This is a genomic window from Mycolicibacterium gilvum (assembly GCF_900454025.1).
Lineage (GTDB): Bacteria > Actinomycetota > Actinomycetes > Mycobacteriales > Mycobacteriaceae > Mycobacterium > Mycobacterium gilvum.
The window spans coordinates 1,552,615-1,577,327 of the sequence record NZ_UGQM01000001.1 but is presented as its reverse complement, the minus strand read 5'-3'; the positions used below and the strand labels follow the sequence as shown (position 1 = coordinate 1,577,327).

The following is a 24,713-nucleotide window of genomic DNA, read 5'->3' as shown; positions in this document are numbered from 1 at the left end:
GTCAGTAGCGGTAGTGCTCCGGCTTGTACGGGCCCTCGACGTCGACGCCGATGTATTCCGCCTGATCCTTGGTGAGCCGGGTCAGCGTGCCGCCGAGTGCCTCGACGTGGATCTTGGCGACCTTCTCGTCGAGGTGCTTGGCGAGGCGGTAGACCTCGTTGTCGTACTCGTCGTTCTTGGTCCACAGCTCGATCTGGGCGATCACTTGGTTGGAGAAGCTGTTGCTCATCACGAACGACGGGTGGCCGGTCGCGTTGCCCAGGTTCAGCAGGCGTCCCTCGGACAGCAGGATGATCGACTTGCCGGTCTCACCGAAGGTCCACTCGTCGACCTGCGGCTTGATGTTGATCCGGGTGGCGCCGGAGCGCTCGAGGGCGGCGATGTCGATCTCGTTGTCGAAGTGGCCGATGTTGCCCAGGATCGAGTGGTCCTTCATCGCCTTCATGTGGTCGAGGGTGATGATGTCCTTGTTGCCGGTCGAGGTGATGACGATGTCGGCGTCGCCGATCGCCTGCTCGACGGTGACCACGTCGTAGCCGTCCATCAGCGCCTGAAGGGCGTTGATCGGGTCGATCTCGGTGACCTGGACGCGCGCGCCCTGGCCGGCCAGCGACTCGGCGCAGCCCTTGCCGACGTCGCCGTAACCGCAGATCAGCACCTTCTTGCCGCCGATGAGGGCGTCGGTGCCGCGGTTGATGCCGTCGATCAGCGAGTGCCGGGTGCCGTACTTGTTGTCGAACTTGCTCTTGGTGACGGAGTCGTTGACGTTGATGGCCGGGAAGGCGAGTTCGCCGGCGGCGGCGAACTGGTAGAGGCGCAGCACGCCGGTGGTGGTCTCCTCGGTGACGCCCTGGACCGACTCGGCGATCTTGGTCCACTTGTCCTTGCTCTGCTCGTAGCCCTTGCGGACCAGCTCCAGGAAGACCTTCCATTCGGCGGAGTCGTCGTCCTCGGCGGGCGGCACGACGCCGGCCTTCTCGTACTGGGCGCCGCGCAGCACCAGCATGGTGGCGTCACCGCCGTCGTCGAGGATCATGTTGGCCGGTTCGCCGGGCCAGGTGAGCATCTGCTCGGCGGCCCACCAGTACTCCTCCAGCGTCTCGCCCTTCCAGGCGAAGACCGGGGTGCCCTTGGGCTCCTCCGGGGTGCCGTTGGGGCCGACGACGACGGCGGCGGCGGCGTGGTCCTGGGTGGAGAAGATGTTGCAGCTCGCCCAGCGGACTTCGGCGCCGAGCGCGGTCAGCGTCTCGATCAGCACCGCGGTCTGCACGGTCATGTGCAGTGAGCCGGAGATGCGCGCGCCCTTGAGCGGCTGGACGTCGTGGTACTCGCGGCGGAGTTCCATCAGGCCGGGCATCTCGTGTTCGGCCAGGCGGATCTCCTTGCGGCCGAACTCGGCCAGCGACAGATCGGCGACCTTGTAGTCGATGCCGTTGCGGACATCGGCGGTCAGAGCAGTCATGTAGTAGAGCCCCTTAGTGGTTCGTCAGTTACCTGTGAGAGCGCACGCGTGTAGCGACAACGCATGCGCTAGACACCCATGGGCCTGCGGGCTCGCGGGACAGGCGGTGAATCGCTCTGCCGGCCAGGGGCGTCTATGACACCGTAGCGCCTCGGCTTCGATGTGAGGTCACGGACGTCGGGTTACCTGGCTGTTTCCGTCCTCGACAGGGTCCGCCGCCACGCCGTAGCGTTCGGCGAACGGCGTCATCAGCCGGGCGAGGTCTCGGGCGACGTCGTGGTCGGCCTCCGGCGGCATCGAGATGTAGCTCATCGCCAGCCGCACGATCGCGCGGGACAGCACGCCGGCGTCCTCTTCGCTGCAGCGCACCCAGCTGCCCATGAGCGATTCGGTGAGCCGCGACGAGCAGTGGTTGATGATCGGGGCGCTATCGGTGGTGATCAGCTGCAGCAGGTCGGGCTTCGAGGAGCCGGTGAGCAGCGAGATCACCAGCGGGTCGGCGGCCGATTCGACGAAGAAGTCGCGGAACCCCTGCAGGAACGCGGCGTACATGTCGCCGACGTTGTTGTCGATCGCGGCGTGGATCTGGTCGACCAGGCGGTCGGCGAGGCGCATCGCGTAGCCCTGCGCGAGGCCCTGCCGCGAGCCGAACTCGTTGTAGATGGTCTGCCGGCTGATGCCGGCGGCCTTCGCCACGTCCGACAGCGTGATCTGTGACCAGTCGCGGGCGAGCAGCATCTCGCGCATGCCGTCGAGGATCGAGTCGCGCAGCAGCACCCGCGACGCCTCGGCGTAGCTGATGCGCTTGTCGTTGCCCCCACCCACAGGCGCGACAATAACGGTTGCGCGCACAGGGCCAAGACTTGCACCGCGAGCGCGCGTGTCTGCACGTCGCTGGTCGGCGTGCCGCGTCGCTACACGCGCGCTCGTCGCGATCGGCTGTGCGGTCACGGCCGGGCCACCTCGACCATCTCGAAGTCGGTCTTGGCCGCGCCGCAGTCGGGGCAACTCCAGTCCTCGGGGATGTCGTCCCACCGGGTGCCCGGGGCGATCCCGTCCTCGGGCCAGCCCTTGGCCTCGTCGTACTCGAAGCCGCACTGCACACACACGAACAGCTTGTAGTCGCTCATCAGCTTTTCACTCCCATCTCTTCGAAGTCGACCTTCTCCCGCACCGCACAGTCCGGGCAGCACCACTCGTCGGGCACGTCGGCCCAGCGGGTGCCTGCCGGAAAACCTTCGCGGGGTTCACCTTTGGATTCGTCGTAGGTGTAGTCACACCCGGGGCAGCGGTACGCGGTCACGCGTCCACCCCGCCCCGGACGCCGTACCGTGCCAGCACCTTGTCGCGCACGCGGGGATGGATGTTGATGCGCGTGAGGTCGCCGTCGTAGTGGTCGACGACGCGGTGGTCCATCACCTTGCGCCACACCGGGGGGAAGTACGTCAGCGCGATCATCGAGGCGTATCCGCTCGGCAGGTTCGGCGCGCCCTCCATGCTGCGCAGCGTCTGATAGCGGCGCGTCGGGTTGGCGTGGTGGTCGCTGTGGCGCTGCAGGTGGTACAGGAACAGGTTCGTGACGATGTGGTCGGAGTTCCAGCTGTGCACCGGTGCGCACCGCTCGTAGCGACCGCTCGGCAGCTTCTGGCGCAGTAGCCCGTAATGCTCCAGGTAGTTCACAGTTTCGAGCAACGTGAAGCCGAAGATCGCCGAGATCAGGATGTACGGAACCAGTGCCCAGCCGAAGACCGCGATCAGCGCCCCGTAGAACACCACCGACATCGCCCACGCGTTGAGCACGTCATTGGACCAGTGCCAGGTGGGCTTTCCCGCGCGCTCGAGCCGCTTGGCTTCCAGCTCCCATGCCGACTTCAGGCTCCCGAATACGCTGCGCGGCAGGAACTCCCAGAAGGTTTCGCCGAAGCGGGCCGACGCGGGGTCCTCCGGGGTGGCGACGCGGACGTGATGGCCGCGGTTGTGCTCGATGTAGAAGTGACCGTACAGAGTCTGCGCGAGTGTGATTTTCGCCAACCACCGCTCCAAAGACTCCTTCTTGTGGCCCATTTCGTGCGCGGTGTTGATGCCGACGCCACCGAGCAGACCGACCGACAGCGCGAGCCCGATCTTCGCCGGCCAGGGCAGCGCCCCGTCGAACCCGAGCCAGCCCAGGTCGGACGCGGTGAACAGGTACGCGCCGAAGATGACGCTCGCGTACTGGAACGGGATGTAGAGATAGGTGCAGTAGCGGTAGTACTTGTCGTTCTCCAGTCGCTCCATCACCTCGTCGGGCGGGTTCTGCCCGTCGGGCCCGAAGAACCGGTCCAGCGTGGGCAGCAGGACGTAGAGCAGGATCGGGCCGATCCACAGCGGCACCTGCGCGGCGGCGTGCCAGCCCAGCGCGTTGAGCGCCCACACCAGCGGCAGCACCACGAACAGCGCTGTCGGGGCGATGAGCCCCATCAGCCACAGGTAGCGCTTCCTGTCGCGCCATTGCAGGGCGTCGGGCTTGTCGAGCATGTCGTGCGTGGTCACGTCGTTGCCTCCTCGCTGTGAGTGCCATCACCGGTTGCCGTTGACTATATGCACGGTTTTGTCGTGTGTCTAGACATACACGCCGATTTTGTACAAAACACCTCTTCGGGCACAGCAAAAACGCCGCGCTCGCGGGCAGCGAGCGCGGCGTTCGTGCCAGGAATTACGGCGTGTCGGTGTGCAGACCCGCGCGCTCGCGCTGACGGCGGGCCACCAAGGAGTGCCGGCGGCCGTAGACGAAGTAGAGGAGCACGCCGATGGCCATCCACACCGAGAACCGGATCCACGTCAGCCCGGTCAGGTTCAGCATCAGCCACACGCACGCGATGATCGACAGGATCGGCAGCACCGGCACCCACGGGGTGCGGAAGCCGCGCTTGAGGTCGGGCCGGGTCCGACGCAGCACGATCACTCCGGCGGAGACCAGCACGAACGCGAAGAGCGTCCCGATGTTCACCATCTCTTCGAGCTTGTCGATCGGGAACACCGTCGCGGTCACCGCGACGACGGCGCCGACGAGCAGCGTGATGCGGACCGGGGTCCCGTGCTCACCGGTCTTGGCGAGCTGACGCGGCAGCAGCCCGTCGCGCGACATCGCGAACAACACGCGGGTCTGGCCGAGCACCAGCACGATCACCACGGTCGTCAGCCCGGCGAGCGCGCCGATCGAGATCACCTTGGCCGCCCAGTCCACTCCGTTGAGCGAGAACGCCGTCGCCAGATTCGGTGACTCGGCGTCGCGGAGGTCCTTGTAGCTGACCATGCCCGAGAGCACGATCGCGACCGCGACGTACAGGACGGTCACGATGCCGAGGGAGGCGAGGATGCCGCGCGGGACGTCACGCTGGGGCACCTTGGTCTCTTCGGCGGTGGTCGCGACGATGTCGAATCCGATGAACGCGAAGAACACGATCGACGCGCCGGCGAGCAGGCCGTACCAGCCGTAGTGGCTGCCCTCGGCGCCGGTCATCAACGAGAACAGGGACTGCTCGGCGCCCGTGCCACCGGCTTCGCCCGGTTCGGGTGCCGGGATGAACGGCGAGAAGTTCTCCATCTTGATGTAGAACGCGCCGACGATCACGACCAGCAGCACCACCGACACCTTGAGCGCGGTGATCGCCAGGCTGACGCTCGCCGAGAGCTTGGTGCCCATCGCCAGGATCGCGGTGACGATTGCGATGATGACCAGCGCTCCCCAGTCCAGCGCGAACCCGGCCACCTCGGTGATCCCGCCGGCGAAGCCGAACACGGTGCCCAGATAGCTCGACCAGCCCTTCGCGACAACGGCTGCGGCGACGGCGAACTCAAGGATCAGGTCCCAGCCGATGATCCACGCGACGAACTCGCCGAAGGTGGCGTACGAGAACGTGTACGCACTGCCTGCGACCGGCACCGTGGAGGCGAACTCGGCGTAGCACAGTGCCGCGAGACCGCAGGCGATCGCGGCGAGGATGAACGACAGCGAGATCGCCGGGCCGGTGATGTTGGCCGCGGTGGACGCGGTGATCGTGAAAATGCCGGCGCCGATCACCACCGAGACGCCGAAGACGGTCAGGTCCCACCAATTGAGGTCCTTGCGCAGCTTGGAGCCGGGCTCGTCGGTGTCGGCGATCGACTGTTCCACCGACTTCAACCGCAGCCGGCCCGCTGGCTGCGCGACGGGTTCCTGCGTCATAGATCCGTCCTCTTCTCGTCATCGTGTGAGCGGAATGTACCCACTACCGTTGGATCCAATGGGTCGAAAGCACGCGATCGTGATCGGGGCGAGTCTGGGCGGGTTGTGCGCAGCCCGGGTCCTGTCGTCGGCTTTCGACGAAGTCACGCTGTTCGAGCGCGATCCGCTTCCGGACGGTCCCGCGCACCGGCCCGCCGTCCCGCAGGGCCGGCACGTCCACCTGCTGATGGCCCGCGGCGCCGCCGAATTCGAGACGCTGTTTCCCGGCCTGCTCGACGACATGGTCGCCTGCGGAGTCAAGATGTTGGAGAACCGGCCTGACTGCATCCATTTCGGCGCCGCCGGTCACCTGCTCGGCACGCAGCACCGGTTGCAGGACGAGTTCACCGCGTATGTGCCGAGCAGACCGCACCTGGAGTGGCAGATCCGGCGCCGCGTCCTCGCTCTCGACCATGTGGCGCTGGTCAACCACGGTGTGGACGAACCCGTCTTCGACGGCCACCGGGTCACCGGGGTGCGGACAGCCGACGGTGCGATGGTCGAGGCCGACCTCGTCGTGGACGCGACCGGGCGGGGTACCCGGTTGCCGACGTGGTTGTCGCAGTGGGGGTTCGAGCGCCCCCGGGAAGAGACCGTCGACGTGGGCATCTCGTATGCGACGCATCAGCTCCGCATTCCCGACGGACTCGTCGACGAGAAGGTCATCGTGGTCGGCGCCTCGCGCACCCAGCCGCGCGGACTCGGCATGCTCCACTACGAGGACGGCACCTGGGGACTCACCACCTTCGGTGTCGGAAAGGTTTCTCCGCCAACAGATTTCACCGAGATGCGCGCGCTCGCCGAGGAGATCCTGCCCCCGCACATCAGCGCAGCGCTGTATCAGGCGCAGCCGTTGGGTGACATCGCGCTGCACAAGTATCCGACCAGCCGGTGGCGGCGGTTCGATCAGCTCGACCGGTATCCGCGCGGCATCCTGCCGTTCGGCGACGCGGTGGCGAGCTTCAACCCGACGTTCGGGCAGGGCATGACGATGACGTCGCTGCAGGCCGGTCACCTTCGACGGGCACTGCAGGAGCCGGAACCCGAGTCGACGTTCCTGAAGGCGACGACGAAGACGACCTGGCCGGTCTGGACGATGAACGCGATCGGGGATCTGACCATGCACGGCGCCGACGGACCCGCGCCGTGGTGGTATCGGCCGGTGGGGGCGCTCTTCGATCAGTTCCTCGGCGCCGCGGAAACCGATCCTGTTCTGGCGGAATGGTTTCTGCGTCGCTTCAGCCTGCTCGACAGCCTCTACATGGTGCCGTCGGCGCGGCTGGTCGGACGCACCGTCGCGCACAACATGACGCTGTGGGCTAGATCCCGACGGTCACCCTAAAGAGCCGCGTCGGCTCCTGAGCGCTGAGCCTGATCGGGCCGTCGTCGGCCCCGACCCACGCTGCGGCGCCACGCTTGAGCGCCACCGCGGATCCCTTGGCCTGCACCGTCGCTGCACCCTGGGTGCAGAGCAGGATCTGCGGACCGTCGTGCTGGGTCGGCGCGTCGATCTCGTGCCCGAGGGAGTCACCGTCGAGGTGCAGGATCGACACCGCGAACTCGGGCGCCGGCGTCGGGTAGACGATCTCGGCTCCGCCGCGGATCGTCTCCGGAACCACGAGGACGTCCTCGGCGGGGGTGAAGTCCAGCACCCGCAGCAGTTCCGGCACGTCGACGTGCTTTGGGGTCAGACCGCCGCGAAGCACATTGTCGGAGTTGGCCATCACCTCGACGCCGACACCCTCCAGGTAGGCGTGCAGGTTTCCGGCAGGCAGGTACAGCGCCTCCCCCGGCGCCAGCGACAGCCGGTTGAGCAGCATCGACGCGAGCACGCCGGCGTCTCCGGGGTAGCGCTCACCCAGTTCGAGGATGGTCTTGGCCTCACGGGCGAATTCCTGCTGCCCCGAACGCACGTAGTTGATCGCGCCGTCGATGACAGCGGGCACCAGCACGTCGAGGTCGGGCTGCGGACAGGTGATCCACGTGGTGAACAGGGCCCGCAGACCGTCCTCGTCGCGCTGACCGGACAGCAGGCCGATGTACTGGTCGAGGTCGGCGACACCGAGGGCCTGCATCAGCTCGACCGAGCGCGCGGCGGGACGGAATCCGGCGAGTGCCTCGAACCGGCTGAGCGCCACGATGATCTCGGGCTTGTGGCTGGGGTCGCGGTAGTTGCGGTCGGGGGCGGTGACCGGGATGCCCATCCTGTCCTCGCGCGCGAAACCCTCGACGGCCTGTTCGGTGCTCGGGTGCGCCTGCAGCGAGAGTGGCTCGTCGGCGGCGAGCACCTTGACCAGGAACGGCAGCGTGTCGCCGAACCGCCCGCGGACCGCGGATCCGAGTTCACCCTCCGGGTCGGCGCGCAGCGCGTCGAGCAGGGAGCGCTCCCCGTCTTCGGTCTGCAACCATGCCGGGTCACCGGGATGCGCACCGAACCACAGCTCGGCCTCGGGATGCGGTGTGGGACTCGGCGCGCCGACGAATTCGGCGATTGCGGTGCGCGAACCCCATGCGTAGGTCCGCACCGCGCCTCTGAGCAGATGCACTCGTCTCAACCTCGAACCAGCCGCCGGTAGACCGCCGCCATCTCCAGGCGAACGGCCAACAGCGCCAATTGTTGTTCGGGACGCGCAGATCCGGGCGTCGTGGCTGAGCCCGGCTCGCTGTTCCCCCCTGGTGCCGCGACGTCGGGGACGTCGTTGGCGTTGACAACGTACACGTCGTCGAATCCGCGCAGCCGCGCGGACACGGTGTGCCGTTCGGCGTCGGTGGTCAGCACGATGGTGCGGCCCTGCTGCGGCAGCGGTCCGTCGAGTTCCTCGTCGTGGAATATCGACGACGTGCCACCGCCGGGGCGTCCCCATCCGGTACCGATCGCGACCAGCGCATCGGACAGCCCGACCGGCGCCATCACGTGATGACCGACCCGCAACATCACCGCGCACGCGTGGCGCGCCAGCGCGACCGTCGCCGCCGAGTCACCGGCGAGGACGACGTCGCGGTCACGCATGCGGTCGGCGAGCACCTTGGCCGGGTTGGTGAAAAGGTCACGGCCGGCGCTGTTTCGGACGGCCTCCGCGTCGAGGTCGTCGGCCAGTGTCGCCAGGTCGACGGAGAATCCGGGTACGACGACGTCCAGCACCGCCAGGCCGGCGGCCAGATAGCGCGCCAGGGTGAAGTCGTCAGGGACGGGCATGCGCGGCGGTAGTGACACCGAACGTCCCGCGGTCGCGTCCCGCAGCGGGCCTTCGTACGGGGCCACCACGACGATCCGCGCCCCGCGGCGCACCGCGGTCGCCGCGGTGTTGACCAACGCCGGCTGGGCGGGGTCGTCGCCGGCGAGCACCACCACGTCGAGCGCACCGATCCACGGCGGTGCGTCGGCGGCGACCACGATGGGCGTGCCGATCGAGCCGCCGAGCAGCGCGGCGAGCATCGTCCCGGCCGCCTCGGCGTTGCCGGGCCCGGCCACCCACACAATGGTGCGCGGCGGGGCATCGGACCGGACGGACTCGAGGTCGCCTTCGGCCAGCGCGGCCGCGGTGGCTCGCACCTGCGCGCCGGCCATCGACGCCGCCCGCAGCAGCCCGTGACGGTCGGCGGCCAGCAGGCCGTCGGCGTCGTCGAGGTCGACTTCGGCAGCCGACGGTGGGCTGGTCACGTGGATGCCCTGGCACCGGAGGTGATGTGGCCCCCGATCTCGTCGACGATCTCGGTGACCTCTTCGGCGGTGCGCGCCTCCACGTTGAGCCGCAGCAGCGGTTCGGTGTTCGACATGCGGATGTTGAACCAGCGACCGTCGCCGAGGTCGACGGTGACGCCGTCGAGGTGGTCGATCGCGTGGATGCGGCTGCCGAGGGAGGCCAGCACCGAGTCGACGATCGCGGGAGCATCGGTGACGGTGTAGTTGATCTCGCCGGACGCCTCGTAGCGCTGGTAGTCGGCCATCATCTCCGAGAGCGGGCGGTCCTGTTCTCCGAGGGCGGCCAGCACGTGCAGCGCGGCGAGCATGCCGGAGTCGGCGCCCCAGAAGTCGCGGAAGTAGTAGTGCGCGGAGTGCTCACCGCCGAAAATCGCCCCGGTCTCGGCCATCAGGCCTTTGATGTAGGAGTGGCCGACGCGCGAGCGCACCGCGGTGCCGCCGCGCTCGCCGACCAGTTCCGGCACGGCGCGCGACGTGATCAGGTTGTGGATGATCGTCGCGCCGATCTCGCGGGTGAGTTCGCGGGCGGCGACCAGCGCGGTGACCGCCGACGGGGAGACGGCCTGGCCCCGTTCGTCGACGACGAAGCAGCGGTCGGCGTCGCCGTCGAAGGCCAGCCCGATGTCTGCGCCGGTCTCCAGCACGTAGGCCTGCAGGTCGACGAGGTTGGCCGGGTCGAGTGGGTTGGCTTCATGGTTGGGGAAGTTGCCGTCGAGCTCGAAGTACAGCGGCGACAGGGTGATCGACGGGATCGGCCCCAGCACCGCGGGGGTGGTGTGCCCGGCCATGCCGTTGCCGGCGTCGACAGCCACCCGCAGCGGACGCGCGCCGCCGATGTCGACCAGCGACCGCAGGAAGTCGCCGTAGTCGGCGAGCACGTCGCGTTCGGACACCGAGCCGCGCGGACCGTCGTAGGCCGGAACGCCGGCGATCACCTCTTGAGCGACCGTTGCCAGACCCGTTTCGCGCCCGACGGGCTTGGCGCCGGCGCGGCAGAGTTTGATGCCGTTGTAGGCGGCCGGGTTGTGACTCGCGGTGAACATCGCGCCGGGGCAGTCGAGCATGCCGGAGGCGAAGTACAGCTGATCGGTCGATGCGAGGCCGATGTGCACGACGTCGAGGCCCTGCGCGAGGACTCCGTCGGCGAACGCCTTGGACAGTGCGGGCGAGCTGGCCCGCATGTCGTGGCCGATGACGACCTGGGTGGCGGGCTGGTCGGGGCTGTCGCGCACCAGGCGGGCGAACGCGGCGCCGACGTCGGCGACGAACGCCTCGTCGATTTCCTCGCCGACGAGTCCGCGCACGTCATAGGCCTTGATGACGCGCTGGACCGCCTCGGCGGGACGAGACATGGGACTCCTTGGACGAAGAGACTGTGTGATGTTCAGCCTAGCCGTCGCGCGGGGTCTGCACGCGAACTCGGGGCGGGGGTGGCGCCCGTTCGTCAGTGCTATTCGGCGGGGTCGGGCAGGACGCGCAGGTGTCCGCGGCGCCGGCCGTTGGTCTCGGGCCGGCGGGCAGGCGGAGCCATCAGCGCGCCGCCGTGCGCTCCGGAGACCGGGTCGGTGAACCCCGTGGTGAAGCCGGCAGTGACGCCGGTGCCGGGGACGGCATTTTCGCGACCTTCTCGTACTGCGTCTGCCAACGCCACCAAGTCGTCGTCATCGGGGTGCGACGGCAGCGGGCCGGCGTGGCGGACGAGCTCCCAACCGCGGGGAGCGGTGATGCGACCGGCGTGCATGACGCACAGGTCCCACGAATGTGGCTCGGACACAGTGGCCAGCGGGCCGACGACAGCCGTCGAGTCCGCATAGACGAAGGTGAGCGTCGCGACCGCATAGTGCGGGCACCCAGGCCGGCAGCAGCGACGGGGAACATTCACAAGCAGGAGGTTAGCGTGCACGATCGCCTGCATCACGCCGGACACGCGCAGCCACGGGGCGGCCGAAGCCCAACCGTTACGATCTTGTCCGTGACCAGACGCCGGCATCGGGGGTCGCGGCGGGGCCGGGACATGCGCGGACCGCTACTTCCGCCGACGGTTCCGGGGTGGCGCAGCCGCGCGGAACGATTCGACATGGCGGTGCTGGAAGCCTACGAGCCGATCGAGCGGCGCTGGCACGAGCGGGTGGCCACACTCGATGTGGCGGTGGACGAGATTCCGCGGCTGGCGCCGAAGGACCCCGAGAGTGTGCAGTGGCCGCCGGAGGTGGTGGCGGACGGCCCCATTGCGCTGGCGCGGTTGATCCCGGCGGGGGTGGATGTTCGGGGAAACTCGACGCGCGCGCGAATTGTGTTGTTCCGCAAGCCGATCGAACGTCGGGCTAAGGACACCGACGAGCTGACCGAGCTGCTCCACGAATTACTGGTGGCTCAGGTAGCCACGTATCTGGGCGTGGAACCTTCAGTGATCGACCCGACCCTGGACGACGACTGAGGTTCGCGTGTGCGAGCGCGCGGGTCAGATGATCCCGCGCTTGAGGCGCCGGCGCTCGCGCTCCGACAGGCCGCCCCAGATTCCGAAGCGCTCGTCGTTGGCGAGGGCGTACTCCAGGCAGGCGTCCTTGACCTCGCAGCCCAGGCAGATCCGCTTGGCCTCACGAGTCGAGCCGCCCTTCTCGGGGAAGAACGCCTCGGGATCGGTCTGAGCGCACAGCGCGCGCTCCTGCCACTGATCCTCGTCGAGGACGCCGGAGTCGTCGCCGAAAGAATCGATGCGTTCGGGCACCAGGCTCAGCTGGGGCCGTCCATTTGTTCCACTCGGTGCCGGTCCGGTCTGGATGTGCGGCGCACTTCCCACCGAGCCGAGGAGCCTGCTGTCGAACCGAATGGAATCACCGAAATCAGCCTGTTCAAATGCCATTTCCCCTCCTCCAGGTCTCGTAGTTCCGTATCTGCCAGCCTCGCGAAAAGACCGCGAGACCATCCCAATTCGAACAAGTGATCGAATCTCGGTCTGCGACACCGGAACCGGCCGAAGAACCGCGAAATGACACTGGTGTGATTACACACGCGCGGGGGGCCCTGGTCAAGCGCTAGAACAGGAATTCATACCATTCCGTGACTTCAATTCGGCGCGTCGCGCTGTGGCGTGTCTATCACGCTCCGACCGGCCGTCCCGATCGCTTGGTCCACCGCCTACTCTCGTTCGATGTGAAGGTCACGGTTCTGGTCGGCGGAGTCGGCGGTGCGCGGTTCCTGCTCGGTGTCCAACATCTCTTGGGCTTGGGGCAGTACGGCACTGACGATACCAATGAGAATGAAGTGACCGCTGTGGTGAATGTTGGTGATGATGCCTGGATGTTCGGGGTGCGCATCTGCCCCGACCTCGACACCTGCATGTACACCCTCGGCGGCGGCATCGATCCCGAACGCGGGTGGGGGCACAAGAACGAAACCTGGAATGCCAAAGAGGAACTCGCGGCCTACGGTGTGCAGCCCGACTGGTTCGGCCTCGGCGACCGCGACCTCGCCACCCATCTGGTCCGCACCCAGATGCTGCGCGCCGGCTATCCCCTGTCGGACGTGACCGAGGCGCTGTGCCGGCGCTGGTCCCCCGGACTGCGACTGCTGCCCGCCTCCGACGACCGGTGCGAAACCCACGTCGTGATCACCGATCCCGATGACGGCGAGAAGCGCGCCGTCCACTTCCAGGAGTGGTGGGTCCGGCACCGCGCGCAGGTCCCCACCGACAGCTTCGCGTTCGTCGGCGCCGACAACGCCACCGCCGCACCGGGTGTCGTCGACGCGATCGAGGGCGCCGACGTGGTGCTCATCGCCCCGTCGAACCCGGTCGTGAGCGTCGGCGCGATCCTCAATGTCGGCGGCATCCGTGGCGCGCTGCGCTCGACGAAAGCGCCGGTGATCGGCTACTCCCCGATCATCGCCGGAAAGCCGTTGCGCGGCATGGCGGATGCGTGCCTGTCCGTGATCGGGGTGGACAGCACCTCCGAAGCGGTCGGCCGCCACTACGGTGCGCGCTCGGCGACCGGCATCCTCGACGGCTGGCTCATCCACGAGGGTGACCACGCCGACATCGAGGGCGTGAACGTGAAAGCCGTCCCGCTGCTGATGTCCGAACCGTCGGTGACCGCGCAGATGGTGCGCGCCGGATTGGAACTGGCCGGGGTCGCGCCGTGACCGACCACGGCACGTCGGCACGGGTGGAAGTGCTGCCGGTGCCGGGGCTGCCGGAGTTCCGGCCGGGCGACGATCTCGCGTCGGCGATCGCCGACGCGGCGCCGTGGCTGCGCGACGATGACGTGGTCGTCGTGACGAGCAAGGTGTTGTCCAAGACCGAGGGACGCATGGTGGCCGCGCCGACCGACCCCGACGAGCGGGACGCGCTGCGACGGAGGCTGATCGACGGCGAGGCTGTGCGGGTGCTGGCGCGCAAGGGCCGGACGTTGATCACCGAGAACGCGCTGGGCCTCGTGCAGGCGGCGGCCGGGGTCGACGGCTCGAACGTCGACTCCGACGAATTGGCGTTGCTGCCGGTCGATCCCGACGGCAGCGCGGCCGCGTTGGTCGACGCACTGCGGGAACGGCTCGGGGTGCGGGTCGCCGTCGTCGTCACCGACACGATGGGACGCGCGTGGCGCACCGGGCAGACCGACGTCGCGATCGGTGCGGCCGGGCTCGCGGTGTTGCACGCCTACGCCGGTGAACACGATCAGCACGGCAACGAGTTGATCGTCACCGAGATCGCGGTGGCCGACGAGATCGCCGCGGCAGCCGATCTGGTGAAGGGCAAGCTGACCGCCGTCCCCGTCGCGGTGGTGCGCGGCCTGCCGGTGCGCGACGACGGATCCTCGGCGCGCAACCTGGTGCGGGCCGGCGAGGAGGACCTGTTCTGGCTCGGCACCGAAGAGGCGCTGGCACTGGGACGCTCGCAGGCGCAACTGCTGCGCAGATCGGTCCGGCACTTCGGCCCCGAGCCGGTGGACGGGGCTTTGATCGAGGCAGCGGTCGGCGAGGCGCTGACCGCCCCGGCGCCGCACCACACCCGCCCGGTGCGGTTCGTGTGGGTGCAGGACGGAGCGCTGCGGGTCGGCCTGCTCGACGCGATGAAGGAGCGGTGGCGCAGCGACCTTCTCGCCGACGGCCGCGACGCCGAGTCGGTCGAGCGCCGGGTCTCGCGCGGGCAGATCCTCTACGACGCTCCCGAACTCGTCATCCCGTTCATGGTTCCCGACGGCGCCCACACCTACCCCGACGAGCGGCGAACCGCCGCCGAGCACACGATGTTCACGGTCGCGGCGGGTGCGGCCGTGCAGGGTCTGCTGGTCGGGCTCGCGGTGCGCGGGGTGGGCAGCTGCTGGATCGGGTCGACGATCTTCGCGCCGGAATTGGTGCGCTCGATGCTCGATCTACCCGACGACTGGGAGCCGTTGGGCGCCATCGCGATCGGGTACGGGGCCGACCCGGTGGCCCCGCGCGAGCCGGTGCCGACGGACGGCCTGCTGGTCAGACGATGAGCTTGCATCAATCAACGGTCGACGTCCTGACGGCATGGAATCCGCCTGACCCTGCCCAGGATTCGCTGCGCCACGGGGTGCTGGCTTTTCTGGCGGCACGCGAGGACGCGTGTCTGAGGGAGTGTGCACCGGGCCACATCACCGGATCGGCGTTGGTGGTCGACCATCGCGGCGAGCAGGCTCTGCTGACTCTGCACCCCCGCGTCGGCCGGTGGCTGCAGCTCGGAGGGCACTGCGAGCCGTCCGACGAGACGATCGTCGCGGCGGCGCTGCGGGAAGCGACCGAGGAGTCGGGGATCTCGGGTCTGACGATCGACCCGGAACCGGCAGCGCTGCACGTGCATCCGGTGACCTGCTCGCTCGGCGTGCCGACCCGCCACCTCGACGTGCAGTTCGTGGTGCGCGCACCCGAGGGAGCCGAGTTCGTGCGCAGTGACGAGTCACTCGATCTGAGGTGGTGGCCGCTCGACAAACTGCCCGAGGACGTCGACTTCGGCCTCACCCAACTCGCCGCCGCCGCACGCCGCCTCGCGACGCCCGCGAAATATCATTCCGGGCCGTGATCTAGGGGTTATCCACAGCCCTGGATTAACACTCGCGAGACCACCGGACTTCATCGGCATGCTCTTCCCATGGGGGAGGCAATTGTTGGTTCGGAGGCTCTGCGGTCGGGTTTCCTGACCCGGGGTCAGCTTCGGTGGAACTACCGCTCCGTGTATCCCGGCATCTACCTGCCGAAGCACCTGGAGCCGACGCTGGCCCTCCGCGCCGAGTCTGCATGGCTGTGGTCGCACAGACGTGGAGTCATCACCGGTCGTGCGGCGGCGGCGCTTCACGGCGCGCTGTGGGTCGACGACGGTGCACCTGTTGAGATCCTGTGGTCGAACAGCAATCCTCCGAACGGCATCCTGTCGCGGCGAGAGCGCATTCCCGCCGGTGAAATCACACGCATCGGCGGAATGTTCGTCACGACACCACCTCGCACCGCACTCGACCTCGGTCGCAGGTTGCCCCGCGGCCAGGCCGTAGCGCATCTCGACGCATTGTCGCGCGCCACAGGTGTAGAGGCACCTGCCATCCTCGAGCTCACCGAGCGGTACCGAGGAACCAAGGGCGTGCGCCGATGCCGAGAAGCTGTCGGGCTGATGGACGCCGGCGCTCAATCGCCGCAAGAAACGAAGCTGCGATTGTCACTCATCGACAGTGGGTTTCCCCGGCCCGAAACCCAGATCCCGGTGATGGACGACGCCGGCTACGCGTTCGCCTATCTCGATATGGGTTGGGAGAAACTCAAGATCGCCGTGGAATACGACGGAGAGCATCACCGCACCAGTGATGCGCAGTATCGCTGGGACGCGAACCGTCTACGGCGGCTCGAGGCACTCGACTGGATCGTCATTCGGGTGATGAAGGGTGACAAACCCTACGAGATCGCGGCGTGGGTGAAACGCGCCTTCCAGACTCGCGAGAGTGAAGCCATGGTCGCGAAAGTCCCGGCGTGAACAGCCCGGAATGATATTTCGCGAGACCCCGGCCCTAGATGTCCGTCGAGAAGCGGATGCCGCCGTCGGGGATCGTGATGCCCGGCCAGACGCGGGCGCCGCGCAGCAATTCGCAGCGCGCGCCGATGTCGGCGCCGTCGCCGATGACGCCGTCGCGGATCAGGGCGCGTGGCCCGATATGTGCCCCGAAGCCGATGATCGACCGCTCGATCACCGCTCCCGCACCGATTTTCACGCCGTCGAAGATCACCGCGCCGTCGAGGCGCGCACCGCCGGAGACCTCGGCCCCGCGACCGACCACCGTGCCGCCGATCAGCAGCGCACCGGGCGCGACGGAGGCCCCGTCGTGCACCAGTTTCTCGCCGCGCTGATGCGTCAGCGCCGGCGATGGGGCGATGCCGCGCACCAGGTCGGCCGAGCCGCGGACGAAGTCCTCGGGCGTTCCCATGTCGCGCCAGTAGGTCGCGTCGACATAGCCGCACACCCGCTTACCGTCGGAGAGCAGCTGCGGGAAAACCTCGCGTTCGACCGAAAGCGCTCGGCCCTTGGGGATGTCGTCGATGATCGACCGCTTGAACACATAACAGCCAGCATTGATCTGATCGGTCGGTGGGTCCTGCGTCTTCTCCAGGAACGCCGTCACCACGCCGTCGGAATCCGTTGGCACACAGCCGAATGCGCGCGGGTCGCCGACGCGGACCAGGTGCAGGGTGACGTCCGCGTCACGCTCCTCGTGCGAGTCCAGCAGTGCCCGCAGGTCGCATCCCGACAGCACGTCGCCGTTGAACACCACCGCGGTGTCGTGACGCAGCTTGGACGCGACGTTCGCGATGCCGCCGCCGGTGCCCAGCGCCTCGTCCTCGACGACGTAGTCGATCTGCAGACCGAGTTTGGAACCGTCACCGAACTCCGACTCGAACACCGCCGCCTTGTAGGACGTGCCCATCACGACGTGTTCGATGCCCGCCTCGGCGATGCGCGACAGCAGGTGGGTCAGGAACGGCAGACCGGCGGTCGGCAGCATCGGCTTGGGCGCCGACAAAGTCAGCGGTCGCAGCCGCGTGCCCATCCCGCCGACCAGAACGACCGCGTCCACCTGAGCCGGATTGACCATCGTTGTCCCTTTCGCCTAGCTCTGACGAGATTTGCGACGGGAACTACGAACCACCAGGCTCGCCCGCGCCCCCAATGCTCCCCGGAAAGCCCAGCGTAGCGGCGCCTGCCACCACTTGGGATACCGATCTGCGAGGAAAGTGTAGGTGCTCACGTGATGGGCAGCGAGGTTGCGGGCCGGGTCGCGACCGGTGGCATGGCCTTTGGCGTGCAGGACCTCTGCCGACGGGACGTAGACGTTCTGCCAGCCCGCTGTTTCAAGACGATCTCCGAGGTCGACGTCCTCCATGTACATGAAGTAGCGCTCGTTGAACCCGGCGATCTGCGTGAACGCGGCGCTCCGCAGCAGCAGGCAGGAGCCCGACAGCCAGCCGACGGTGCGTTCGCTGGGCTCGGCGCGGTCCTGGCGGTACGCGGCGGTCCACGGGTTGGACGGCCACACCGGCGCGACGACGGCGTGCATGCCGCCGCGGATGATCGACGGCTGATGACGCGCCGACGGGTAGATCGCGCCGTCGGGGTCACGGATCAGCGGCCCGAGCGATCCGGCCTGCGGCCACCGCCGGGTGGCTTCCAGCAGCAGGTCGATGCTGTGCGGTCCCCATTGCACGTCCGGGTTGGCGACGATGAAGTAGTCGGTGGACGACGCCAGCCCGTATTCGGCGACGGCGCGGTTGACGGCGGTGCCGTACCCGAGGTTGCCTCCGGTGCGGAACAGCTTGGCGTTCGGGTGACGCTCGACGGCCTCTTCGGGGGCGCCGTCGGTGGACCCGTTGTCGGCGATGATCACGGTCACCGGCCGCTCGGTCGCGTGCGTGAGGGTGGCGAGGAAACGTTCCAGGTGCGGGCCCGGCGAGTACGTCACCGTCACGACAAACAACTCGTCGTTCACGCCGGCATCACCACGGCGATCAGAGTAGCGACCCGCCCATTGTGGCGAGCGCCTCAGCCAGTGCTTCGCGCCACGGCCGCAGCGGTGTCAGGCCGGCCGCGGTGGATTTCGTTGCCGCCAGTGCCGAATACGCCGGCCGCGGAGCCGGCCGGCGATGACGGTCGCCGCTGATCGGATGCACCCGTCGGGGGTCGGCTCCGAGCTCGGCGAATACGGCCTGCGCCTGGTCGAACCGGCTGGCCGAACCGGCGTTGGCGGCGTGCAGCAGCGGCCCGCGCACCCCACCGTCGGCGATCTGAAGCAGTGTCCCGCACAGGTCGCCGACGTAGGTCGGCGACCCGATCTGGTCGGCGACCATCTCGACGTCTCCGGGTTCGGCGGCGGCGCGACGCATCACCGCGGCGAAGTCGGTGCCGTTGCCACCTTCGAAGATCCAGGAGGTGCGGACGACATAGGCGTCGGGCAGTGCCTCGAGCACGGCGTGTTCGCCGGCCAGCTTGGTCCGCCCGTATACGGACAGCGGTGCGGGCTCGTCGTCGATGTCGTAGGGCTCAGACGCCGAACCGCTGAACACGTAGTCGGTGGAGAGGTGGATCAGCGTCGCGCCGGCCCGCGCACAGGCCAGTGCGACGTTGCCTGCGCCGACGGCGTTGACGGCGTGCGAGCGCTCGGGCACGGCTTCGGCCAGGTCGACGTTGGTGATGGCGGCGCAGTTGACGACGATGTCGCCGGCCGCGAGGCGCGGTTCGGACCCCTGTTCGGTGATGTCCCAGTCCTTCGATGTGAGCGCCACCACGTCGCGGCCCCGGCTGCGGGCCTGACCTGCCAACACACGTCCGACCAGGCCACCGGCCCCGGCTATGACGATTCGGCCGCTCACATCACGAGTTTGGCACGCCGGTCCGGGCTCCTCGGATTGCGGGCCGCTCGCCAGTAGCCTTGGGCGATGCCTGCTGCTCACATGCTCCGCGCCGTTTCCGTGGCGTTGGCGGTGGCCATCGTCATCGGCACCGGGGTTGCGTGGGGCAAGATCCGCTCGTTCGAGGCGGGCATCAACCACATCAACCCGATCGCACTCGGCGGCGAGGGCGAGGACGGCGCGATCGACATTCTGCTGGTCGGCTCCGACAGTCGCACCGACGCGCACGGCAACCCGCTGAGTGACCAGGAGCGCGCGATGCTGCGCGCCGGCGACGAGGTGTCGACCAACACGGACACGATCATCCTGATCCGCATCCCGAACAACGGGGAGTCGGCGACAGCCATCTCGATTCCCCGCGACAGCTACGTCGAGGCGCCGGGTATCGGGAAGATGAAGATCAACGGTGTGTACGGCTCGGTGCATCTCGAGGAGATGAAGGAACTCGTCGAGCAGCAGGGCGTCGAACCCGCGGAGGCCGAGCCCGAGGCGCAGGCCGCCGGCCGCGAGGAGCTGATCAAGACCGTCGCCAACCTGACCGGTGTCACGGTCGACCATTACGCCGAGATCGGACTGCTCGGTTTCGCGTTGATCACCGATGCGCTCGGTGGGGTCGATGTGTGTCTCAACGCGCCTGTGTACGAACCGCTTTCGGGTGCCGATTTCCCGGCGGGCTGGCAGAAGCTCAACGGCACGCAGGCGTTGAGCTTCGTGCGTCAGCGCCATGATCTGCCGCGCGGCGACCTGGACCGGGTGGCGCGCCAGCAGGCGGCGATGGCGTCGATGGCCCACGAGGTGATTTCGAGCAAGACGTTGTCGAGCCCGTCGACGTTGAGTGCTCTGGAGTCCGCGGTGCAGCGTTCGGTGGTGCTCTCCGAGGGTTGGGACATCATGGATTTCGTCGAGCAGCTGCAGAAGCTGGCGGCCGGCAATGTCGCGTTCGCGACCATCCCGATCCTCGAGGAAGCCGGCTGGAGCGACGACGGCATGCAGAGCGTCGTGCGGGTGGACCCGAAAGAGGTCAAGGACTGGGTGACCAGCCTGCTGAACGACCAGGATCAGGGCAAGACCGAGGAACTGGCCTACAGCAACGACAAGACCACCGTCGAGGTCTACAACGACTCCGACGTCAACGGTCTGGCGGCGGCGGTCGCACATGTGTTGGCCGGCAAGGGGTTCACGCAGGGCAACGTCGGCAACAACGAGGGCCCGAAGGTCACCGGTAGCCAGGTCCGCGCCGCGAAGGTCGATGACATGGGCGCGCAGGCCGTCGCGCTGGATCTGGGCGGTCTTGAGGTGGTCGAAGATTCGTCGGTGCCGCCGGACACGGTGCGTGTGGTGCTCGCCGACGACTACACCGGACCCGGTGCGGGACTGGACGGTTCGGACGTGACGCTGATGGGCGCCGACCCGTCGACGTCGGGTGTCGTGTCGGACACCGGCGCGGCCGTGCCGGCGCCGTCGCCGATCATCACCGCCGGTTCGGATGACCCGAAGTGCGTCAACTGAGGTGACGAACGTCAGCTCGGCGGTCCTCGATCCGTTGATGGCCGCCAACCCTGCGGGTCCGCGGATCACCTATTACGACGATGCGACCGGTGAGCGCATCGAGTTGTCGACGGCGACGCTGGCCAACTGGGCGGCCAAGACCGGCAACCTGCTGCGTGATGAACTCGGTGCGACGCCGGGCAGTCGGGTGGGTGTGCTGCTGCCCGCGCACTGGCAGACGGCGGCAGTGCTGTTCGGCATCTGGTGGATCGGTGCGGAAGTCGTGCTGTCCGGCGACGCCGACATCGCGCTGTGTACGGCCGACCGGATCGACGAGGCCGATGCTGCCGTGGGTGTGGGAGAGGTCGCGGTGCTGTCGCTGGATCCGTTCGGCAAGCCGGTGGCGGATCTGCCCGTCGGGCTGACGGACTACGCGACGGCAGTGCGGGTTCACGGCGATCAGATCGTGCCGGAGCGCTCCCCCGGTCCGGCACTGGAAGGCCGCTCGGCCGACGATGTGCTTGCCGCGGCACGGGCATCGGCGGCCGCGCAGGGCCTCTCGGGCACCGACCGGGTGCTGTCGACGACGGCGTGGGACACGGCCGACGACATCGTCGACCGCCTGGTGGCGTTGTACGTCGTCGGTGCATCCCTGGTACAGGTGGCAAATCCTGATCCGGCCTCGATGGCACGCCGGACCGAGACGGAGAAGATCACCCGCTCGACACCGTGACCATTTTGTTTCCGTGGCCTCACGCTCATTTAAGGAAACGCGGTCACACTGGACTGAACAGGTGATCGCCGTGGTGGCGAACCTGGGCCCGCACCCGGGGCTCAGCCTGAGGAGGTCCGCCGATGTCGTCGACCATCGTTGCCATCGCCGTCATCATCGGGTTGTGCGCGGTGCACGTGCGCGTCCGCCGGCACGCGGGATGGACCGCGAGCGCGCGGGGACGTTTCCTGATGCTCCTCGGTTATCCGGCCTCAGCCGTTGCGGCGTACTGGCTGACGACGGCATCGACGGGCTGGGAGTGGATGCTCGGCGTCGGATGGGCGCTGGCTGCCGCGGCATGCTTGGCGGCCGGGTTCGCGGCGCTTCGCCGCGTGACCGTCGAACACGCCGCCCGCTCGGTTGCCCTGGAGACGATCGGACCCGCAACGGGCGCTCTGCGCTCCTGAGTTCTCAACTCCCCCACGAACCACACAGGTTTCCCCAACCGTCACAGCAGTCCGTCTGGCAAAGCACTCTCACAATTGACTTCTCAGCGAATTTGTGAAGCTGCAAGCATCGCCACGCACGTTTTTCCAAATGTTGACGAGAAAGTCACGCTGACCTTATGCTTTGCGAAGTCTAACCATTGTTCTGATGCCGCGGACTTCGTTCAGCGCCACATCTGATTAAGGTTTGGCAAAGCAGAGCTCCTGACAACCAGGCGTCCGGGGCCTGTTCTTAGGGAGCGTTATGGGTACATCCGTAGCGGCAGTGGCGATCGTGCTCGTGCTCGGTCTCTGCCATCTCCGCAATCGCCGCCATCCCGGTTGGCTCGCCAGTGCCGACGGCCGGTTCTATGTAACGAGTGGATATTCGCTGACAGCGGTCGCCGCGTATTGGTTGACGGCGGCGCCGACCGCGACATCGTGGGAATGGGCACTGGGTAATGCGTGGACGCTTGTGGCGATGGTCTTCTTCGTCCACGGGTTCGCTCTTCTTCGCCAGGTGACGCTCGCGCATGCGCACTCCGCGCAGGCCATCGAGTCCATTGACGCGTCCAGCGCTCCCGCGCGGTCGAACCCCTTGCCGTCCTGACACTCCTGCGCCACTAGTCTCGATATGTGCCGACCCCCGAACGTCCCGCGCTGAATGTCGACGTCCTGCGGTCGGCGATGACGGGCACCGAATGGCATCGTGTCGACGTCGTCGACGAGACCGGATCGACCAACGCGGATCTGATCGCGAGGGCCGGTCGCGGCGAGGACATCGCCGGGGCGGTGCTGCTGGCCGAGCATCAGACCGCAGGACGCGGACGTCACGGACGCACCTGGTCGGCGCCGCCGCGTTCACAAATCTCGATGTCGTTCGGGGTCGACACGACCGGGGTGCCGCCGGCCGGATGGGGCTGGCTGCCGCTGCTGACCGGTCTTGCGGTCGCGCACACGCTGCGGGAGTCCTACGGCGTGGATACCGGGGTGAAGTGGCCGAACGACGTGATGGTGGGCCCGCGCAAGCTGGCCGGCATCCTCGCCGAGGTGTCCACGCCGGTGATCGTGGTCGGGCTCGGTCTGAACGTGGAGATGACGGTCGACGAGCTGCCCGATCCGAATGCGCTGTCGCTGTCCATGCTGGACCATCACGCCGACCGCACCCAGTTGGCCGCATCCCTGCTCCAGGAGTTCAGCTCGAGGTTGCGGCGGTGGCGCCTGGCCGGGGGCGTCGATGCCGGACTGGCCACCGACTACCGCGAGTGCAGCACGACGATCGGGACGCGGGTGCGCGCGATCCTGCCCGGCGATTCCGAGCTCATCGGTGTGGCAACGGGCATCGACGACTCCGGCCGTCTGCTCATCGACGCCGACGGCACCACAGTGACAGTGTCGGCAGGAGACATCACGCACCTGCGCCCGGCTCAGGACTGAAGCTACTTCAGTAGCGAACGGCTCATCACGACGCGCTGGATCTGGTTGGTGCCTTCGTAGATCTGAGTGATCTTGGCATCACGCATCATTCGTTCGACCGGGAAGTCGACGGTGTAGCCGGCTCCGCCGAAGAGCTGCACGGCGTCGGTGGTGACCTCCATCGCGACGTCGGATGCCAGGCACTTCGACGCGGCGGAGATGAATCCGAGGTTGCCTTCGCCGCGCTCGGCGCGGGCGGCAGCCGAGTACACCATCAGGCGTGCGGCTTCGACCTTCATCGCCATGTCGGCGAGCATGAACTGCACGGCCTGGAAATCGCTGATCGACTTGCCGAACTGCTTGCGGTCCTTGGTGTATTCGATCGCCGCGTCGAGCGCGCCCTGCGCGATGCCGACGGCCTGGGCGCCGATGGTCGGGCGGGTGTGGTCGAGGGTGGCCAGCGCGGTCTTGAAGCCGGTGCCCGGCTCGCCGATGATGCGGTCGCCGGGGATTCGGCAGTTCTCGAAGTACAGCTCGGTCGTGGGCGAACCCTTGATACCGAGCTTGCGCTCCTTGGGTCCGATGCTGAAGCCCTCGTCGTCGACGTGGACCATGAACGCCGAGATCCCGTTGGCGCCCTTGTCGGGATCGTTGACGGCCATCACGGTGTACCAGTCGGACTTGCCGCCGTTGGTGATCCAGCACTTGGCGCCGTTGAGGATCCAGTCGTCGCCGTCGGCTTTGGCTCGGGTGCGCATGGATGCGGCGTCGCTACCCGCCTCGCGCTCGGACAGCGCGTAGGACGCCATCGACTCGCCGGCGGCCAGCGACGGCAGCACCTTCTGCTTCAGCTCGTCGGAGCCGCGCAGGATCAGCCCCATGGTGCCGAGCTTGTTGACCGCGGGGATGAGCGATGCGGACGCGTCGACGCGGGCGACCTCTTCGATCACGATGCACGCGGCGACCGAGTCGGCACCCTGGCCGCCGTACTCCTCGGGCACGTGCACAGCGTTGAAGCCGTTGGCGACGAGCGCCTGCAGCGCCTCTTCGGGGAAGCGCGCGTTCTCGTCGACGTCGGCGGCGTGCGGCGCGATCTCCTTCTCGGCGAGCGCGCGGATCGCGGCGCGCAGTTCCTGATGCTCCTCCGGCAACTGGAAGAGATCGAACGACGGATTTCCGGCCCAACTAGCCATCAGCATCTCCTTGCTACTCGTCGGTAACTTTAGCGCGGTCGCGGCGGGAAGCGAATTCCGGGGAACCGTCTTCTCAGCCTGCATTCAGCCCCGGTAGCGGTTCGC

At 67.8% G+C, this 24,713-nt stretch carries 26 protein-coding genes; 11 read left to right on the top strand and 15 right to left on the bottom strand.

The genetic code is table 11. The features are described 5' to 3' along the window. Window position 1 precedes the first annotated feature (1 nt). The 6 genes from ahcY to DYE23_RS07445 all read right to left on the bottom strand — a co-directional run bounded on the left by ahcY (window position 2) and on the right by DYE23_RS07445 (window position 5,669). Entirely contained in the window at window positions 2–1,462 is a 1,461-nt protein-coding gene (ahcY, locus tag DYE23_RS07470) for an adenosylhomocysteinase (protein ID WP_115326906.1), read from the bottom strand. 168 nt (window positions 1,463–1,630) lie between these two features. Further along, on the bottom strand, window positions 1,631–2,287 hold the full coding sequence (gene alkX / locus DYE23_RS07465) for a TetR family transcriptional regulator AlkX (protein ID WP_115326905.1): 657 nt from the start codon (window positions 2,285–2,287) through the stop codon (window positions 1,631–1,633). Window positions 2,288–2,409: 122 nt separating this feature from the next. Then, window positions 2,410–2,592, bottom strand: coding sequence for a rubredoxin (locus tag DYE23_RS07460; RefSeq protein WP_011895554.1), 183 nt, complete (start codon window positions 2,590–2,592; stop codon window positions 2,410–2,412). Next, on the bottom strand, window positions 2,592–2,765 hold the full coding sequence (locus DYE23_RS07455) for a rubredoxin (protein ID WP_011895555.1): 174 nt from the start codon (window positions 2,763–2,765) through the stop codon (window positions 2,592–2,594). Before DYE23_RS07455 ends, DYE23_RS07460 begins: the two co-directional genes overlap by 1 nt. Further along, window positions 2,762–3,979, bottom strand: coding sequence for an alkane 1-monooxygenase (locus tag DYE23_RS07450; protein WP_115328894.1), 1,218 nt, complete (start codon window positions 3,977–3,979; stop codon window positions 2,762–2,764). The genes DYE23_RS07455 and DYE23_RS07450 overlap by 4 nt, the downstream gene beginning before the upstream one ends. A gap of 178 nt (window positions 3,980–4,157) precedes the next feature. Next, entirely contained in the window at window positions 4,158–5,669 is a 1,512-nt protein-coding gene (locus DYE23_RS07445; RefSeq protein WP_115326904.1) for an APC family permease, read from the bottom strand. 58 nt (window positions 5,670–5,727) lie between these two features. On the opposite strand from DYE23_RS07445, the gene DYE23_RS07440 reads away from it, so the two are divergent. Continuing rightward, entirely contained in the window at window positions 5,728–7,050 is a 1,323-nt protein-coding gene (locus DYE23_RS07440; protein WP_115326903.1) for an FAD-dependent oxidoreductase, read from the top strand. Here the strand turns inward: DYE23_RS07440 and manA are convergent. The 4 genes from manA to DYE23_RS07420 all read right to left on the bottom strand — a co-directional run bounded on the left by manA (window position 7,028) and on the right by DYE23_RS07420 (window position 11,293). Continuing rightward, window positions 7,028–8,254: a mannose-6-phosphate isomerase, class I gene (gene manA, locus DYE23_RS07435; protein ID WP_115326902.1), complete on the bottom strand. Its 1,227-nt coding sequence runs from the start codon at window positions 8,252–8,254 to the stop codon at window positions 7,028–7,030. The genes DYE23_RS07440 and manA overlap by 23 nt on opposite strands. A gap of 5 nt (window positions 8,255–8,259) precedes the next feature. Further along, window positions 8,260–9,369 (bottom strand): TobH protein, encoded by a 1,110-nt coding sequence (locus DYE23_RS07430; RefSeq protein ID WP_115326901.1) that lies wholly within the window; start codon window positions 9,367–9,369, stop codon window positions 8,260–8,262. Then, window positions 9,366–10,763, bottom strand: a complete 1,398-nt coding sequence (locus tag DYE23_RS07425) for a phosphomannomutase/phosphoglucomutase (RefSeq protein ID WP_115326900.1) — start codon at window positions 10,761–10,763, stop codon at window positions 9,366–9,368. The genes DYE23_RS07430 and DYE23_RS07425 overlap by 4 nt, the downstream gene beginning before the upstream one ends. A gap of 98 nt (window positions 10,764–10,861) precedes the next feature. Continuing rightward, window positions 10,862–11,293, bottom strand: a complete 432-nt coding sequence (locus DYE23_RS07420) for a DUF3499 domain-containing protein (RefSeq protein ID WP_115328893.1) — start codon at window positions 11,291–11,293, stop codon at window positions 10,862–10,864. A 132-nt stretch (window positions 11,294–11,425) separates the two neighbouring features. On the opposite strand from DYE23_RS07420, the gene DYE23_RS07415 reads away from it, so the two are divergent. Beyond that, window positions 11,426–11,848: a metallopeptidase family protein gene (locus DYE23_RS07415; protein ID WP_011895563.1), complete on the top strand. Its 423-nt coding sequence runs from the start codon at window positions 11,426–11,428 to the stop codon at window positions 11,846–11,848. Between the two features lie 24 nt (window positions 11,849–11,872). Here the strand turns inward: DYE23_RS07415 and DYE23_RS07410 are convergent, their stop codons facing one another. After that, on the bottom strand, window positions 11,873–12,142 hold the full coding sequence (locus tag DYE23_RS07410) for a WhiB family transcriptional regulator (protein WP_172527893.1): 270 nt from the start codon (window positions 12,140–12,142) through the stop codon (window positions 11,873–11,875). A gap of 422 nt (window positions 12,143–12,564) precedes the next feature. On the opposite strand from DYE23_RS07410, the gene cofD reads away from it, so the two are divergent. From cofD to DYE23_RS07390, 4 genes are all read left to right on the top strand, one after another. Next, window positions 12,565–13,551, top strand: a complete 987-nt coding sequence (cofD, locus tag DYE23_RS07405) for a 2-phospho-L-lactate transferase (protein ID WP_172527727.1) — start codon at window positions 12,565–12,567, stop codon at window positions 13,549–13,551. Then, entirely contained in the window at window positions 13,548–14,888 is a 1,341-nt protein-coding gene (locus DYE23_RS07400; RefSeq protein WP_115326898.1) for a coenzyme F420-0:L-glutamate ligase, read from the top strand. The genes cofD and DYE23_RS07400 overlap by 4 nt, the downstream gene beginning before the upstream one ends. Next, on the top strand, window positions 14,885–15,451 hold the full coding sequence (locus DYE23_RS07395) for an NUDIX hydrolase (protein WP_115326897.1): 567 nt from the start codon (window positions 14,885–14,887) through the stop codon (window positions 15,449–15,451). The genes DYE23_RS07400 and DYE23_RS07395 overlap by 4 nt, the downstream gene beginning before the upstream one ends. A 69-nt stretch (window positions 15,452–15,520) precedes the next feature. Beyond that, on the top strand, window positions 15,521–16,390 hold the full coding sequence (locus DYE23_RS07390) for a hypothetical protein (protein WP_115326896.1): 870 nt from the start codon (window positions 15,521–15,523) through the stop codon (window positions 16,388–16,390). 34 nt (window positions 16,391–16,424) lie between these two features. Here DYE23_RS07390 and manB read toward each other — a convergent pair whose 3' ends face one another. From manB to rfbD, 3 genes are read right to left on the bottom strand one after another with little or no spacing between them, the layout of a single operon-like run. After that, complete coding sequence (gene manB, locus DYE23_RS07385) at window positions 16,425–17,504, bottom strand: mannose-1-phosphate guanylyltransferase ManB (RefSeq protein WP_115326895.1); 1,080 nt, start codon at window positions 17,502–17,504, stop codon at window positions 16,425–16,427. A gap of 15 nt (window positions 17,505–17,519) precedes the next feature. Next, on the bottom strand, window positions 17,520–18,395 hold the full coding sequence (locus DYE23_RS07380) for a glycosyltransferase family 2 protein (RefSeq protein ID WP_115326894.1): 876 nt from the start codon (window positions 18,393–18,395) through the stop codon (window positions 17,520–17,522). Window positions 18,396–18,414: 19 nt separating this feature from the next. After that, the gene (gene rfbD / locus DYE23_RS07375; protein WP_115326893.1) at window positions 18,415–19,275 is read right to left on the bottom strand and encodes a dTDP-4-dehydrorhamnose reductase; all 861 of its coding nucleotides are present in this window, start codon (window positions 19,273–19,275) and stop codon (window positions 18,415–18,417) included. Window positions 19,276–19,341: 66 nt separating this feature from the next. Here rfbD and DYE23_RS07370 point away from each other — a divergent pair, with 66 nt between their 5' ends. The 5 genes from DYE23_RS07370 (at window position 19,342) to DYE23_RS07350 (ending at window position 23,436) form a co-directional block, all read left to right on the top strand. Further along, window positions 19,342–20,823, top strand: coding sequence for an LCP family protein (locus DYE23_RS07370; RefSeq protein WP_115326892.1), 1,482 nt, complete (start codon window positions 19,342–19,344; stop codon window positions 20,821–20,823). A gap of 1 nt (window position 20,824) precedes the next feature. Continuing rightward, complete coding sequence (locus tag DYE23_RS07365) at window positions 20,825–21,535, top strand: TIGR03089 family protein (RefSeq protein WP_172527726.1); 711 nt, start codon at window positions 20,825–20,827, stop codon at window positions 21,533–21,535. 122 nt (window positions 21,536–21,657) lie between these two features. After that, the gene (locus DYE23_RS07360) at window positions 21,658–21,981 is read left to right on the top strand and encodes a hypothetical protein (RefSeq protein WP_115326890.1); all 324 of its coding nucleotides are present in this window, start codon (window positions 21,658–21,660) and stop codon (window positions 21,979–21,981) included. Between the two features lie 283 nt (window positions 21,982–22,264). Next, entirely contained in the window at window positions 22,265–22,609 is a 345-nt protein-coding gene (locus DYE23_RS07355) for a hypothetical protein (RefSeq protein WP_115326889.1), read from the top strand. Window positions 22,610–22,635: 26 nt separating this feature from the next. Beyond that, entirely contained in the window at window positions 22,636–23,436 is an 801-nt protein-coding gene (locus tag DYE23_RS07350; protein WP_115326888.1) for a biotin--[acetyl-CoA-carboxylase] ligase, read from the top strand. 2 nt (window positions 23,437–23,438) lie between these two features. Here DYE23_RS07350 and DYE23_RS07345 read toward each other — a convergent pair whose 3' ends face one another. Next, window positions 23,439–24,608, bottom strand: coding sequence for an acyl-CoA dehydrogenase (locus tag DYE23_RS07345; RefSeq protein WP_115328892.1), 1,170 nt, complete (start codon window positions 24,606–24,608; stop codon window positions 23,439–23,441). Window positions 24,609–24,713: the final 105 nt, after the last annotated feature.